This is a genomic window from Mesorhizobium sp. M0184, from assembly GCF_040322215.1.
Lineage (GTDB): Bacteria > Pseudomonadota > Alphaproteobacteria > Rhizobiales > Rhizobiaceae > Mesorhizobium.
The window spans coordinates 16,121-29,902 of sequence record NZ_JAMYSZ010000027.1 but is presented as its reverse complement, the minus strand read 5'-3'; the positions used below and the strand labels follow the sequence as shown (position 1 = coordinate 29,902).

At 62.6% G+C, this 13,782-nt stretch carries 10 protein-coding genes and 1 pseudogene; 9 read left to right on the top strand and 2 right to left on the bottom strand.

The genetic code is table 11. The annotated features are described in order from the left end of the window. The first annotated feature begins 14 nt into the window (after window positions 1-14). Both NKJ23_RS26185 and NKJ23_RS26180 read left to right on the top strand, forming a co-directional pair. Complete coding sequence (locus NKJ23_RS26185; RefSeq protein WP_352683340.1) at window positions 15-1,163, top strand: pyridoxal phosphate-dependent aminotransferase; 1,149 nt, start codon at window positions 15-17, stop codon at window positions 1,161-1,163. Window positions 1,164-1,174: 11 nt separating this feature from the next. Then, window positions 1,175-2,140 carry a glutaminase gene (locus NKJ23_RS26180; RefSeq protein ID WP_352683338.1) on the top strand — a complete coding sequence of 322 codons (966 nt, stop codon included), beginning with the start codon at window positions 1,175-1,177 and terminating at the stop codon, window positions 2,138-2,140. Window positions 2,141-2,339: 199 nt separating this feature from the next. Here the strand turns inward: NKJ23_RS26180 and NKJ23_RS26175 are convergent, their stop codons facing one another. After that, window positions 2,340-5,324 carry an Rne/Rng family ribonuclease gene (locus NKJ23_RS26175; protein ID WP_352683336.1) on the bottom strand — a complete coding sequence of 995 codons (2,985 nt, stop codon included), beginning with the start codon at window positions 5,322-5,324 and terminating at the stop codon, window positions 2,340-2,342. Between the two features lie 666 nt (window positions 5,325-5,990). On the opposite strand from NKJ23_RS26175, the gene NKJ23_RS26170 reads away from it, so the two are divergent. The 7 genes and pseudogenes from NKJ23_RS26170 (at window position 5,991) to NKJ23_RS26140 (ending at window position 13,414) form a co-directional block, all read left to right on the top strand. Continuing rightward, the gene (locus NKJ23_RS26170) at window positions 5,991-7,253 is read left to right on the top strand and encodes an N-acetylmuramoyl-L-alanine amidase (protein WP_352683334.1); all 1,263 of its coding nucleotides are present in this window, start codon (window positions 5,991-5,993) and stop codon (window positions 7,251-7,253) included. A gap of 1 nt (window position 7,254) precedes the next feature. After that, window positions 7,255-7,437 (top strand): hypothetical protein, encoded by a 183-nt coding sequence (locus NKJ23_RS26165; protein WP_352457449.1) that lies wholly within the window; start codon window positions 7,255-7,257, stop codon window positions 7,435-7,437. A 30-nt stretch (window positions 7,438-7,467) separates the two neighbouring features. Further along, window positions 7,468-9,924: a penicillin-binding protein 1A gene (locus tag NKJ23_RS26160; protein ID WP_352683332.1), complete on the top strand. Its 2,457-nt coding sequence runs from the start codon at window positions 7,468-7,470 to the stop codon at window positions 9,922-9,924. 133 nt (window positions 9,925-10,057) lie between these two features. Then, a protein-coding gene (gene prfB, locus NKJ23_RS26155) for a peptide chain release factor 2 (RefSeq protein WP_352451084.1) occupies window positions 10,058-11,189 on the top strand; the annotation gives its coding sequence in 2 pieces (ribosomal slippage) (window positions 10,058-10,123 and window positions 10,125-11,189; 1,131 coding nt in all). Between the two features lie 473 nt (window positions 11,190-11,662). After that, on the top strand, window positions 11,663-12,049 hold the full coding sequence (locus tag NKJ23_RS26150) for a hypothetical protein (protein ID WP_031212810.1): 387 nt from the start codon (window positions 11,663-11,665) through the stop codon (window positions 12,047-12,049). A 174-nt stretch (window positions 12,050-12,223) separates the two neighbouring features. After that, a pseudogene (locus NKJ23_RS26145) lies at window positions 12,224-12,591 on the top strand (GFA family protein). 175 nt (window positions 12,592-12,766) lie between these two features. Beyond that, entirely contained in the window at window positions 12,767-13,414 is a 648-nt protein-coding gene (locus tag NKJ23_RS26140) for a YiaD family glycine zipper/OmpA-like lipoprotein (protein WP_352683331.1), read from the top strand. A gap of 90 nt (window positions 13,415-13,504) precedes the next feature. On the opposite strand, the gene NKJ23_RS26135 is transcribed toward NKJ23_RS26140, so the two are convergent. Continuing rightward, the gene (locus NKJ23_RS26135) at window positions 13,505-13,777 is read right to left on the bottom strand and encodes a DUF2798 domain-containing protein (protein ID WP_352683329.1); all 273 of its coding nucleotides are present in this window, start codon (window positions 13,775-13,777) and stop codon (window positions 13,505-13,507) included. Window positions 13,778-13,782 lie beyond the last annotated feature (5 nt).

Below are 13,782 nucleotides of genomic sequence, written 5' to 3'. Positions count from 1 at the left end.
TGGTGGATTGAAAAATGGTTGTTTCGCTTTCGCGCCGCGGCGCGGTCGAACCGTTCCATGCCATGGACATCCTGGCCGAGGCGAATCGGCTGAAAGCCAAGGGCCTGCCGGTCGTTTCCATGGCCGTCGGCCAGCCTTCCGATCCGGCGCCGGCCGGGGTTCGCGAAGCGGCGGCCAATGCCTTGAAAGCAGGCCGCATCGGCTATACCGACGCGCTGGGCATCGCCGGTCTGCGCAAGGCGATCGCGGCGCATTATGGCGAGCACTACGGGCTTGACGTTTCGCCCGAGCGGATAGCCGTCACCACCGGATCGTCGGCTGCCTTCAACCTCGCTTTCCTGGCAATGTTCGATCCAGGCGACCGCGTCGCCATCGCTGCGCCCGGCTATCCTGCCTATCGCAACATCATGGCCGCGCTCGGCATCGACATCGCCGAGATCGAGTTGGACGGCGCCGCCTATCTGCATGCCGAGCACCTGCAAGCCGCGCATCGCGAAAAACCGCTGAAGGGCGTGCTGTTCGCCAGCCCGGCCAACCCGACCGGCGCGGTCATCCCCGCCGGCGATCTCGAGGCGCTGGTCGAGACGGCGCAAGAGCTCGGCATCGCCGTCATCTCGGACGAAATCTACCACCGGCTGGCCTATGCGGCGCCCGACACGACGGCGCTTGCTTTCGGCGCGGATGTGACGGTGATCAATTCCTTCTCGAAATATTATTGCATGACCGGCTGGCGCATCGGCTGGATGGTGCTGCCGCAGGAACTGGTGCGGCCAATCGAGCGCATCGCCCAGAGCCTCTACATCTCGCCGCCCGAACTGTCCCAGATTGCCGCGATCGAGGCGTTCAAGGCGACGCCAGAGCTGGAAGCGGTGAAGGCGCGCTATGCCTGGAACCGCGAGCTCCTGATGCAACGCCTGCCGGAGCTCGGCTTTGCTTTGGCCGCGCCCATGGACGGCGCCTTCTACGCCTTCTGCGACGTCACCAGGCACACCAATGACAGCATGGCGTTTGCGCGCAGGATGCTGGCCGAGGCGCATGTGGCGGCGACGCCGGGCCGCGATTTCGACCCGCTGCAAGGCCATCGCACGATGCGCTTTTCCTACGCCGGCAGCCACGACGACATGGTCGAGGCGATGGCGCGTATCGAACGCTGGCTGAAGTAGCGGGGGCGACGATGCCGGAGCTTGAACAGGCGCCTCAACTTGAACAGGCGCCACAGCTTGAACATGCGTTGCGCGAGGTCGCTGCCGAAATGGCGGAGCGTACCGATCGCGGCGACGTCGCCAGCTATATCCCCCAGCTCGGCAAGATCGATCCGAAAAAATTCGGCATTGCCGCGGTGACCAATGACGGCCGCATGCTGACCGCAGGCGATGCCGACGAGGCGTTTTCGATCCAGAGCATCTCAAAGGTGTTCACGCTGACGCTGGCGCTCGGCAATGTCGGCGACGCGCTGTGGCAGCGGGTTGGGCGCGAACCTTCGGGCAATCCGTTCAACTCGATCGTCCAGCTCGAGCACGAGAACGGCATTCCGCGCAATCCATTCATCAATGCCGGCGCCATCGTGGTCTCGGACATCCTGCTTGCCGGCCATCAGCCGCGCGAGGCGATCGGCGAGATCCTGCGCTTCATCCAGTTCCTGGCCGATGACGACACCATCATCATCGACCGCGAGGTCGCGGCGTCCGAACGCGCCACCGGCTTTCGCAATTTCGCGCTTGCCAATTACATGAAATCGTTCGGCAATCTCAATCACGCGCCGGAACTGGCGCTGGGCGTCTATTTCCACCATTGCGCTATCGCCATGAGCTGCCGGCAACTGGCCCTGGCCGGCCGTTTCCTTGCCAATGGCGGCAAGAACCCGGCGACCGGGCATTCCGTCGTCTCGGCAGAGCGCGCCCGCCGTATCGGCGCGATGATGTTGACCTGCGGCCACTATGACGGCTCCGGCGACTTCGCTTTCCGCGTCGGCATTCCCGGCAAGAGCGGCGTTGGCGGCGGCATATTGGGGATCGTGCCGGGCGTCGCCTCGCTTGCCGTCTGGTCCCCTGGCCTTAATGCCAACGGCAATTCCAGGCTGGGCTCGATCGCGTTGGAAAAACTGGCGAAGACGATGAACTGGTCGATCTTCGCGCCATAAGCATTTTGCAGCCAAATGGAATCATTTGGCGTCCGCACAAATGCGGCAAAACAAACAGTTAGAGCGGAATGCCCCATTCAATTTGAATGCATTCCGCTCTGGTGCCTGTCGCCCGAATTGGGGCAAAAAATCCCGCGCAGCCGATCGGCAGCGCGGGATTTTTTTTTAATCAGAAAGTCTGGCTAATGCACGGAAAGGCTTAGAAAAAGCCCTTCCGTTGCCACCAGCCGGCACGCTTCGGCTTGTCCTCGGCCTTTGCTTCCTCGGTCTTTGCCTCGTCGGTCTTTGCCTCGTCCGGGACGATCGAGGAGACGACCGGCACGACCGGAGCATCCACCGGTACCGGCTTGCGCCGCGACGGCCGGACCTTCGGCGTTTCCTCGGCAGCCGCCACTTCAGTCTCCTGCGAAGCCGGCGCAGCGGTCTCGCCGGAAGCCACGGAGGCGGCCTCGGCAGCCGATGTCTCGGCGCCCGCAATCTCGGCAACTGCTTCCGCCGCAACTTTCTTCGGCTTGGCGGTACGGCGCGGCTTCTTTGGCTTTTCGGCGCTCGGCATGTCGTCGTTCGCCGGAGCGAGCACCGCAAGCTCTTCGGCCGGCGGCGCACCTTCCGGCTCGCCGGTTACGGGCTCTTCTTCCGACACGGCACCTTCCGTCATGGCGGCTGGCTCGCCGGGGGCAGCTTCCAAGCCGTCCTCGCCGTCCTCACGGCGATTGCGCTTGCCGCCGCGCTTGCCGCGCCGGCGCTTCTTGCCGTGACCGTCGTCCGCCGCTTCCGCCGTTTCGGCAACACCGGCCGGCGCTTCACGTTCCGCTTCGGCGCCTTGATCGCCGGCGGCTACGAAGGCATCGTCTATCGGCGCCGAAACGGAAGCACCTTCCACAGCAGCGCCATGCTCGCGATCGCCATGTTCGCGTTCCCCGTGTTCACGATCCCCGTGTTCACGATCCTTGCCGCCGCGCCGTCTGCGGCGCTTGCGGCGCTTGCGATCGCGGCCTTCGCCGTCCTCGCCGGACCTTGGCTGCTGCGGCTGCTGGGCAGGGCGTGGCTGCTCGGCCTGCACCGGTGCCTCGTCTTCCTCTTCGATGACGATCTCGTCCTCGGGTTCTTCCGGCTCAACATAGGCCGGGAACGTGCGCGCCTCGACAAAGCCTTCCGGCTTTTCGGCCAGCGCGCCGCGGAAGATGGCATAGTGTTGTGCACCGACCGCGTCATCGGCTTCGATGGTGATGGTCACGCCGAAGCGGTGCTCGAATTCCACCAGCGTGCCGCGCTTGTGATTGAGCACATAGAGCGCGGTCGCCGCCGGCGTCCGCACCGTGATGTGGCTGCGCGAATCCTTGAGCAGGAATTCCTCGATTGCCCGCACCACCAGCAGCGCGACCGACGAATCGGAGCGCACATGGCCGGTGCCGCCGCAATGCGGGCAAGGCTTCATGGTCGATTCCAGCACGCTGGCACGGATGCGCTGGCGCGACATCTCCATCAGGCCGAAATGCGAGATGCGGCCGACCTGGATGCGGGCACGATCGTTCTTGAGGTGATCCTTCAGCCGCTTCTCGACGGAGCGGTTGTTGCGGTTCTCCTCCATATCGATGAAGTCGATGACGATCAGGCCGGCGAGATCGCGCAGCCTCAATTGCCGGGCGACTTCCTCGGCGGCTTCCAGATTGGTGTGAAGTGCGGTGTCCTCGATCGAGTGCTCCTTGGTGGAACGGCCCGAATTGACGTCGATGGCGACCAGCGCTTCCGTCTGGTTGATGATGATGTAGCCGCCGCTCTTCAGCGTCACCTGCGGCTGCAGCATGCGGTCGAGCTGCGCTTCGATGCCGTTGCGCACAAAGATCGGCGTCGTGTCGCGGAACGGCTGAACCACCTTGGCGTGGCTCGGCATCAGCATGCGCATGAAGTCCTTGGCCTCGCGGTAGCCTTCTTCGCCGGAAACCAGGATCTCGTCGATATCCTTGTTGTAAAGGTCGCGCACCGAGCGCTTGATCAGGCTGCCTTCCTCGTAAACCAGGGCAGGGGCCGTGGATTGCAGCGTCAGATTGCGGACGTTTTCCCAAAGCCGCATCAAATATTCGTAGTCGCGCTTGATCTCTGCCTTTGTGCGGCTTTCGCCTGCCGTACGCAGGATGACACCCATGCCTTGCGGCACTTCGAGATCGGCGACCACTTCCTTCAGCCGCTTGCGGTCCTGCGCATTGGTGATCTTGCGCGAAATACCGCCGCCGCGTGCCGTGTTCGGCATCAGCACCGAATAGCGGCCGGCCAGTGACAGGTAGGTGGTCAGCGCTGCACCCTTGTTGCCGCGCTCTTCCTTGACGACCTGCACCAGCAGGATCTGCCGGCGCTTGATCACTTCCTGGATCTTGTACTGGCGGCGCACCGGCTTGCGGCGGTTGCGTACTTCTTCGAGCGCGTCTTCAGCGCCGACCGATTCGATCTCGTGATCGTCCGGATGCGAGGATTGGACCTCCTCCAGCATGCCGCGATCATTGTCTTCGGACGTCGCTTCGCCGCTTGTCTCGGCCCCGCTTGTCTCGACTTGCGGGACGGCTTCGGAGATTACGTCGGCATCGACGCTGGCAGCGATGGAACTCGATCCGCCTTCGGAAGGCTCGGTCTCGCCGCTATCGGCGACTTCTTCACTCTGTCCAGCGGCATCCTCGCTCTGTCCGGCAGTGTCGGACGTGGTGTTGTCGGCAACGGCATCCAGCTTTTCTGCGACGGCACCTTCGCCGTTCTCGCTATTCTCACCGTCGGCCGCGCCTGCCTCGCGCCTGTGCTCGCCGCGGTCGCGGCTCTTGCCGCCGCGCCGGCGTCCGCGCTTGCCACGGTCGCGGCTCTGGCGGTCCTCGCCTTCGGCGGCTTCCTCGTCCTCGTCGTCCTGGGCTTCCTGGGCTTCCGCACGCAGCAGCGCCTGACGGTCGGCGACCGGAATCTGGTAGTAGTCGGGATGTATTTCACTGAAGGCGAGGAAACCGTGACGGTTGCCGCCATATTCGACAAAGGCTGCCTGGAGGGAAGGTTCGACGCGCGTTACGCGGGCGAGATAGATATTTCCTTTGAGCTGCTTCTTGTCCTGGGATTCAAAGTCGAATTCTTCAATACGGTTACCGCGAACGACGACAACGCGTGTTTCCTCCGGGTGGGAGGCGTCTATCAGCATTTTGTTGGGCATTATTTCGTTTCCTCCCGGCAGCCGTCGGCCGCAGCTTGCAGGACACTGCCCGCTGCCGTGGACCTGGAACATGGGTGCCGGACAATTGAACGTCCGCCGGCCGCTGCCTGAGCGCCATGGCGGTGCCGCCCGCAGCCGTAGTGGCGCGGTTTGTTGCGGACCTTTCCATGATTGCGCTTGAAGCCATCGTCACCAGCAGAACCTTTTGAACCAAAGCCCGGGAAAAACCGGACCAGCTTGTTTGCTCATACAGAGCCGGCACGGGACAATCCCGGCCGTTTTGCTCACGCAGGCGATTCCCCCGCCACGGGAGCACGCCTGCGAAAATCGTCGCGATCACCGATGCCTTCTTCGCCTGAAGCGAAAGGAGCCGTCTTGCGTCTGACCTGTAGCAGGAAGCTGCGGAGGAGGACGGTTCCAGGATTGCAGTGATCCACCATCGCTTTTATGATTTGGCGGGTTGGAAGGCAACCCCGATTCCCGATGCCGGCAAAAAGCCGTTCCGCAGCGGAAGCCCCGGTCCCAAGCCTTCCATGAAAAGGCTTGGTTAACCTTCTCTGGATACCAATCGTTAATCGAGTTCGCGGCCTGCCAGCACTTTGACAAGCGATAGGGCATTTCGACAAGCGATCGGGCATGACGCCAACGGGAGCGATTGGTAGAAAGATGGGACTGGCAGGCTTCGCAGACAAGGGCCGTCATCATGGAGGCTGGTTCTTCCGCACCGCCTGCCTGCTGCCGCTGATCCTGGCTTGCCTGGTCTTTTCGCCGCTTTCGCGTGCTGCCGACGTACCGCTCGGCGCCACAAGCTACAAGATGGCCGGCGATGCCACCAAGATGCGCATCGTCATCAATTTCGACCGCGAGCCCGACATCAAATGGTTCCTGCTGCGCGGCCCCAATCGTCTGGTCATCGATCTGCCGGCCACCAGATTTGCCCTCAATGCCAAGGATGTAAAGCCGCGCGGGCTTGTCCGCGCCGTGCGTTACGGCGGGCTCGGCGAGGGGAAATCGCGGCTGATTCTCACCGGCAAGGGACCGTTCGCCGTCGACAATCTCGACGTGCTCAAGAACGATGACGGCAACGGCTACCGCATCGCCATCGACATGTCGGCGGCCTCGCAGCGGGAATTCGACGCAGCGCTCGCCAATCAGGCGCTGACCACCGGTTCGACGGTCTCCGCCGACAAGGCCGGCAGGGTCGGTACCGGGCCGGTCTCCAATCCGGGCCATCGTTTCACCGTCGTCATCGATCCCGGCCATGGCGGCATCGACGGCGGCGCCGAGGGCCTGAACGGGACGGTCGAGAAGAACGTGACGCTCGCCTTCGCCATGGAACTGCGCGACAAGCTCGCCGCCGGCGGCAAATACGACGTGTTCCTGACACGTGAGACCGACGTGTTCCTGCGGCTCGACGACCGCGTGCGCATTGCCCGCCAGCATGAGGCCGACCTGCTCATCTCGATCCATGCCGACACGATCAGCCTCAAGGGCATTCGCGGCGCAACGGTCTACACCGTGTCCGACAAGGCTTCCGATCCCGAGGCGCAGGCGCTTGCCGACCGTGAAAATCTTTCCGACCAGTTCGCCGGCATGGAGATCAAGGACGACAGCAAGGAAGTGACCGATATCCTGATCGACCTGATCCGCCGCGAGACGCATAATTTTTCGATGAGCTTCGCCCATACTCTCGTCGGACAGCTTTCCACCAGCGTCGGTCTGATCAACAACCCGCAGCGTTCTGCCGGCTTCAAGGTGCTGAAAGCGCCGGACGTTCCATCCGTGCTGGTCGAACTCGGCTACCTGTCGAACGCCAAGGACGAAGCGCAATTGCTCAGCGCCGATTGGCGCAACAAGGCGACCCAGAGCATAACCAACGCCGTTGCCCTGTTTGCTTCGGCCAGGAGCGGAACGGGGGCCGGAGGCTGAAATGTCCGCCGGCGCCCACAACCTGAAGCAGCGTTGCACGGCGACAACACCCTGTGCTTTTATTTCCGGCATTCGAAACCGAAATCCCGCGCTGCCGTATTTTGCCCACATGGTCGCGACATGGATTTTGCGATTACGGTTTGGGATCGTCCCGAAAGCTTGCGTGAAGGGCGGCTTCGTTTAGGAAATTCCCGAACCAAGGACTGGAGCGGGTATGATTCGTCTCATTGGCTATTTCTTCGGCATCGGCACGACGCTGGCCCTTTTGGTCGCGGCGGGCGTGGCGATCTATATCGGCCATTTGTCGAAGGACCTGCCCGATTACGAGGTGCTGGCCAAATACGAGCCGCCGGTGACGACCCGCATCCACGCGTCGGATGGCGCGCTGATGGCCGAATATGCGCGTGAGCGGCGGCTTTATCTGCCGATTCAGGCGATCCCGGACCGTGTCAAGGCGGCCTTCCTGTCGGCCGAGGACAAGAACTTTTACAATCACCCCGGCATCGACGTGACCGGCCTTGGCCGGGCCATTGTCGTCAACCTGCAGAATGTTGGCTCGGGAAAGCGCCAGGTCGGCGCCTCGACCATCACCCAGCAGGTGGCGAAGAACTTCCTGTTGTCTTCAGACCAGACCTACGAGCGCAAGATCAAGGAGATGATCCTCGCCTTCCGCATCGAGCAGGCCTACTCGAAGGATCGCATTCTCGAGCTCTATCTCAACGAGATTTTCTTCGGCTTCGGCGCCTATGGCGTCGCCGGTGCTGCGCTAACCTATTTCGACAAATCGGTGAACGAGCTCACCGTGGCCGAAGCCGCCTATCTCGCCTCTCTGCCGAAGGGGCCGAACAACTACCATCCCTTCAAGCATGCCGATCGCGCCTTGGAGCGCCGCAACTGGGTGATCGACCAGATGGTCGAGAACGGTTACGTCACGCATGAGGAAGGCGAGAAGGCCAAGGCCGAGCCGCTCGGCGTCACGCCGCGCCGCACCGGCAACTATCTCTTCGCCGGGGAGTATTTCACCGAGGAAGTGCGTCGCCAGATCATCGCGCGCTATGGCGAGAATGCGCTCTACGAGGGCGGCCTTTCCGTCCGCACGACGCTCGATCCGAAGATGCAGCTGATTGCCCGCAAGGCCATGCAGAACGGACTTATGAAGTTCGACACGCTGCGCGGCTACCGCGGGCCGGTCACGAGCATCGACGTTTCCGGCGACTGGGGTGTGCCGCTGGGCAACGTCAAGCGGTTGGAGGACGTGCCGGAATGGTCGCTCGCCGTCGTGCTCGACAGCTCGGCCACCGGCCTGTCCATCGGCCTGCAGCCGACGCGCCAGATCTCCGGCGAAATCGTCAAGGACCGCGTCGAAGGCACCGTCAGCAAGGAAGACATGAGCTTCGCCATGCGCCACGTGGTCGACGGCAGGACCGTCAAGGCGAAGTCGCCCGCCGACGTGCTGAAGCGGGGCGACGTGATTTTCGTGCAGAAGAACGACGGCTCGGACAACAGCTACAGCTTGCGCCAGGTTCCCGAAGTGGAAGGCGGCCTGATCGCCATGGACCCGCATACCGGACGCGTCCTGGCCATGGTCGGCGGTTTCTCCTACGCGCAGTCGGAGTTCAACCGGGCGACGCAGGCCATGCGCCAGCCGGGATCGTCGTTCAAGCCGATCGTCTATTCCGCCGCCCTCGACAATGGCTATACGCCCGCCTCGGTGATCATGGACGGGCCGATCACCATCCAGAGCGGCAACACGACCTGGACGCCCAAGAACTACGACGGAACGGTGGCCGGCCCAGCGACCTTGCGTTCCGGCATCGAGAAATCACGCAACCTGATGACGGTGCGGCTTGCCAACGACATGGGCATGAAGCTGGTCGTGGAATATGCCGAGCGTTTCGGCGTCTACGACCACCTGGCGCCGTATTTGCCGATGGCGCTGGGATCCGGCGAGACGACGGTGATGCGCATGGTGTCGGCCTATTCGATCATGGCCAATGGCGGCAAGTCGATCAAGCCATCGCTGATCGACCGCATCCAGGATCGCTACGGCAAGACCGTCTTTAGGCAGGACGAACGCGGCTGCTCGAACTGCAATGCCGCCGAGTGGCAGGACCAGCCAGAGCCGGAACTGGTCGACAACTCCGAGCAGGTGCTCGATCCGATGACCGCCTACCAGATCACATCGATGATGGAGGGCGTCGTGCAACGCGGTACCGGCGCCACCATCAACGAGCTCGGCCGTCACATCGCCGGCAAGACCGGAACGACCAACGACGAAAAGGATGCCTGGTTCATCGGCTATACGCCGAACCTCGTTGTCGGCCTTTATATGGGCTACGATCAGCCGAACGGTCTTGGCAAGGGCGCGACCGGCGGCGGCCTTGCCGCGCCGATCTTCAAGGATTTCATGCGCGTGGCGCTGGACGGCACGCCCAATGTCGACTTCAAGGTTCCGGAAGGCATGAAGCTGATTGCGATCAATCGCAAGACCGGCATGCGGGCCAACGCGGGCGATGCCGGAACCATCATCGAAGCCTTCAAGCCGGGTACCGGTCCCGCCGACAGCTACTGGGTGATCGGCATGGGTGCGGACGGCTCCAACGCCACCGGCGGAGCGCTGTCGCCGCAGGCCAACCAGGCCATCCAGTCGGGCGGCGGCGGGCTCTACTGACAATCGCTACATCAGGTCGGGCCGGCTTGACGATCATGGTCGAGCCGGCCCATTCCGCTTTACAGGGGCCGGTGCCGTCCCTATGTATCGCGCCATCAAGCCGCCATCCAGCAACAGGACAGAACAGCCAGCCATGCGCGCGGAAACGCAAAACATTGTCGACGAGATCAGGCAGGCAATCACCCTGCTGAGGAGGCATCTTTGACTGGGACCAAGCCATAAAGCGGCTTGAGTACCTGAACGTCCGTGCCGAGGATTCGAGCCTCTGGAACGAGCCGCTGGAAGCGCAAAAGCTGATGCGCGAGCGTCAGGGCCTCGAGGAAGGCATTGCCGCGGTCAAAGGCCTCACCCAGGCCCTGGAAGACAATATCGGCCTGATCGAGCTTGGCGAGGAAGAGGGCGACGAGGGCGTCATCGCGGAGGCCGAAGCGGCGATCCGCTCGATGCGCGGCGAGGCCAAGGCGCGCCAGATCGAAACGCTGTTGTCGGGCGAGGCGGACGCCAACGATAGCTATCTGGAAGTTCATGCCGGCGCCGGCGGCACCGAAAGCCAGGACTGGGCCTCGATGCTTCTGCGCATGTATACGCGCTGGGCCGAGCGCCGCCGCTTCAAGGTCGAAGTGCTGGAAGTGCATGACGGTGAAGAAGCCGGCATCAAGTCCGCCACGCTGCTGATCAAGGGCCACAACGCCTACGGCTGGCTGAAGACGGAATCCGGCGTGCATCGTCTCGTGCGGATTTCGCCCTATGACAGCAATGCGCGCCGCCACACCTCCTTCGCCAGCGTCTGGGTCTATCCCGTCATCGACGATACGATCGACATCGACGTTTCCGAATCCGACGTCCGTATCGACACGTATCGGTCGTCGGGATCGGGCGGCCAGCACGTCAACACCACCGATTCGGCCGTGCGCATCACCCATCTCGCCACCGGCATCGCGGTCGCCTGCCAGGCGGAGCGCTCCCAGCACAAGAACAAGGCCAAGGCGTGGGAAATGTTGCGCTCGCGGCTTTACGAGGAAGAGCTGAAGAAGCGCGAAGCCGTGGCGAACGCCACGGAAGCGTCGAAGAGCGATATCGGCTGGGGCCACCAGATACGGTCCTACGTGCTGCAGCCCTATCAGCTGGTGAAAGATCTGCGCACCGGTGTCGAGAGCACCAGCCCGTCGAGCGTGCTCGACGGCGACCTCGATGATTTCATGGAAGCCTCACTGTCGCAGCGGATCGAGGGTGGCGCCGGCGAAACGGTGGCCGATATCGACTAAGGCCGCCGGGCACCAATCCGGCAGGAATGTGGGTTCATCACGCGAGAGTTACGGCCATCGTGCGAGAGTGACGAGCTCTCAATTTGCACCTACCTGTCGTTCTACAACTTTGTTTTTCGTAGAGTTTTTCAAAATCGATTTCGGCTTTTGACGCGGATGCCTCGGGCCTGCCGGTGCCAAGCCTGGAACCAGCGCGAGCCAAATGCCGTTATTGGCGATCCCGCTGCCGGGGTTGACCAGGTTTCGTCAATCAGGACGGCAGGTTGGTTCCGGCTGCAGAGGTCGGCGTTCGGTTGCGACAGCAATTCCTTGCGCCAACCAAGGAATCAGCCCAGCATTCATGCGCTGGGGAGGAAAAAAGCATTTATGGCCGGACGCGGCGTATCTGCGACCTGACGATCCGGCCACTGGGAAGACACGTTCCGGGAACGGGCAAGCGAAATGCTTGACAACCGTTGATAGGAACTGCGCTCATGCCTGCTCTCACAACCAGACCGGCCCCAGTCGCCCGCACGGCGCGCCGACTCCTGAATTCACTTGTCGCGGCAGTGGTTTTGATTGCTGCCGCCATTCCATTTGCGGCGCCTGCTCTGGCGCATGATGCCAAGCCGACCGCGGCAATGCCGCAAGGCTGGAGCTATCCGTTCTCCTGCTGCTCGGGCTATGATTGCCGCGAGGTCTCTCAGACATCGATCAGCGAACGTCCCGAGGGTTATGTCATCAAAGGAACCGGGGAAGTCGTGGCCTATAGCGACAAGCGGATCAAGAATTCGCCCGACGGCGAATATCATTGGTGCTCCGTTGCCGGTGCCAATGACGGAAAGACCATCTGCCTGTTTGTGCCCCCATCGTCCTACTAGCGCATGACGCCCAAAAGCTTGCCCACGGGCTGACCCGAGCGCGTGCAGCGGTTTTGGATCGATGGGCCTTCGATCTGTGCATCGCAGGCTCACAAGCCTGCTGACCGGCAGTTGTCAGGAGCGTTTCTTTATGCTGCCTTTGCCGTACGGGGCGGCGGCATTGTGAGGGAATTCATGACCATCAAGGCAAGCTGCCACTGCAAGGCGACGACGTTCGAGGTTTCGCAAGCGCCGCAGACAGTGACGCGATGCACCTGTTCCTTCTGTTCGAAACGCGGTTCGTTGTGGGCCTATTACACCCCTTCGCAATTCAGGCTTACCAGCCCGCCGGAGAATGTTTCATTCTACCAGTGGGGATCGAAAACCATAAACACGGTTTTTGCGCCACCTGCGGCTGCGGCACCTTCACCGAAACGCCGGACTGGTCGACAGGCGAGCCGAATTTCGACAATCCGAAGATCAGCGTGAACTCGCGGCTGTTCGACGATTTCGATCTCGACAAGGTCGAAGTGGTGGTCATCGACGGCAAGAATCTCTGGTAGCCGGTCGAATTGGGGTGGTCGCGCGAGCCGCTGCAGGCATGTGGAATTGAGCCGGGGAAAGCCGCGGCAACGGCTTTTGCTGGTCCGCTTTTCGCCGCATTTCATGGTACAAGTCGCTGGAAGGGGCTGATGCGGTGCGCCGTTGCGCGGCCGTGGAATGGAGAGGGACCACCATATGAAAAAGATTGTGCTCGCCATCGTGGCGACGGCTGTGCTCGTGAGCGCATGCACCACCGATCCCTACACCGGGGAACAGAAGGTTTCCAACACCGCTGCCGGCGCCGGTCTCGGTGCTTTGGCGGGTGCCGGGCTCGGCATGCTTGCCGGCGGTAACGACCGCCGCAACGCGCTGATCGGCGCGGGCATCGGCGCGCTTGCCGGCGGTGCCATTGGTGCCACCATGGACCAGAATGAGGCCGAACTGCGCCGACAGCTTCAGGGCACCGGCGTCAGCGTCACCCGCACCGGCGACCAGATCATCCTCAATATGCCGTCCGACATCACCTTCAACGTCGACCAGGACGCGGTGAAGGCCGGTTTCTATCCGGTGCTGAATTCGGTTGCCCTTGTGCTGAAAAAGTTCCGGCAGACCACGGTCGACGTGTTCGGCCACACCGACTCGACCGGCGGCGACGAGCACAATTTCGACCTGTCGCAGCGCCGTGCTTTGGCGGTCGCCAACTATCTGTCCGGACAGGGCGTCGATTCCCGCCGCTTCGCCGTCACCGGCTTCGGCAAGACGCGTCCGATCGCCTCCAACGCGACGGCTGCCGGCCGGGCTCAGAACCGCCGCGTCGAGATCCAGCTGTCGCCGCTTACCTGAGGCAAGCACATGAACCGAGAGCGGCCCCGCAAGGGGCCGCTCTAATGGTTATGCCGGACCACCGGCCGCCGGGGCCCTTCGTTCGCGATATCAGGACCGGGCCGGCTGATCGACAATTGCGGCAACGATCCGGCGCACGATCGGAAGCACAATCAGCAGGCTGGGAAACGCAACAAGCCATGAAGCGCCCCACGCATAGCTCCAGGCCACTATGAACCCGTTCGTCCAGCCTGCGCCGATTGCCGTCGAAACCGCCGAGACAATCGAGGACATCAGAATCGAAAGAACCAACGGCATCACCACCGCGCCGTAGGAGGGCGGCAGCTTTCTCAACTTGAAGGCTCGATCCGGTGATGCTTGCATCGAAA

Coding starts and splice junctions, on each gene's coding strand:
- NKJ23_RS26185 (WP_352683340.1), top strand. CDS start 15: ATGGTTGTTTCGCTTTCGCGCCGCGGCGCGGTCGAACCGTTCCATGCC.
- NKJ23_RS26180 (WP_352683338.1), top strand. CDS start 1,175: ATGCCGGAGCTTGAACAGGCGCCTCAACTTGAACAGGCGCCACAGCTT.
- NKJ23_RS26175 (WP_352683336.1), bottom strand. CDS start 5,324: ATGCCCAACAAAATGCTGATAGACGCCTCCCACCCGGAGGAAACACGC.
- NKJ23_RS26170 (WP_352683334.1), top strand. CDS start 5,991: ATGGGACTGGCAGGCTTCGCAGACAAGGGCCGTCATCATGGAGGCTGG.
- NKJ23_RS26165 (WP_352457449.1), top strand. CDS start 7,255: ATGTCCGCCGGCGCCCACAACCTGAAGCAGCGTTGCACGGCGACAACA.
- NKJ23_RS26160 (WP_352683332.1), top strand. CDS start 7,468: ATGATTCGTCTCATTGGCTATTTCTTCGGCATCGGCACGACGCTGGCC.
- NKJ23_RS26150 (WP_031212810.1), top strand. CDS start 11,663: ATGCCTGCTCTCACAACCAGACCGGCCCCAGTCGCCCGCACGGCGCGC.
- NKJ23_RS26140 (WP_352683331.1), top strand. CDS start 12,767: ATGAAAAAGATTGTGCTCGCCATCGTGGCGACGGCTGTGCTCGTGAGC.
- NKJ23_RS26135 (WP_352683329.1), bottom strand. CDS start 13,777: ATGCAAGCATCACCGGATCGAGCCTTCAAGTTGAGAAAGCTGCCGCCC.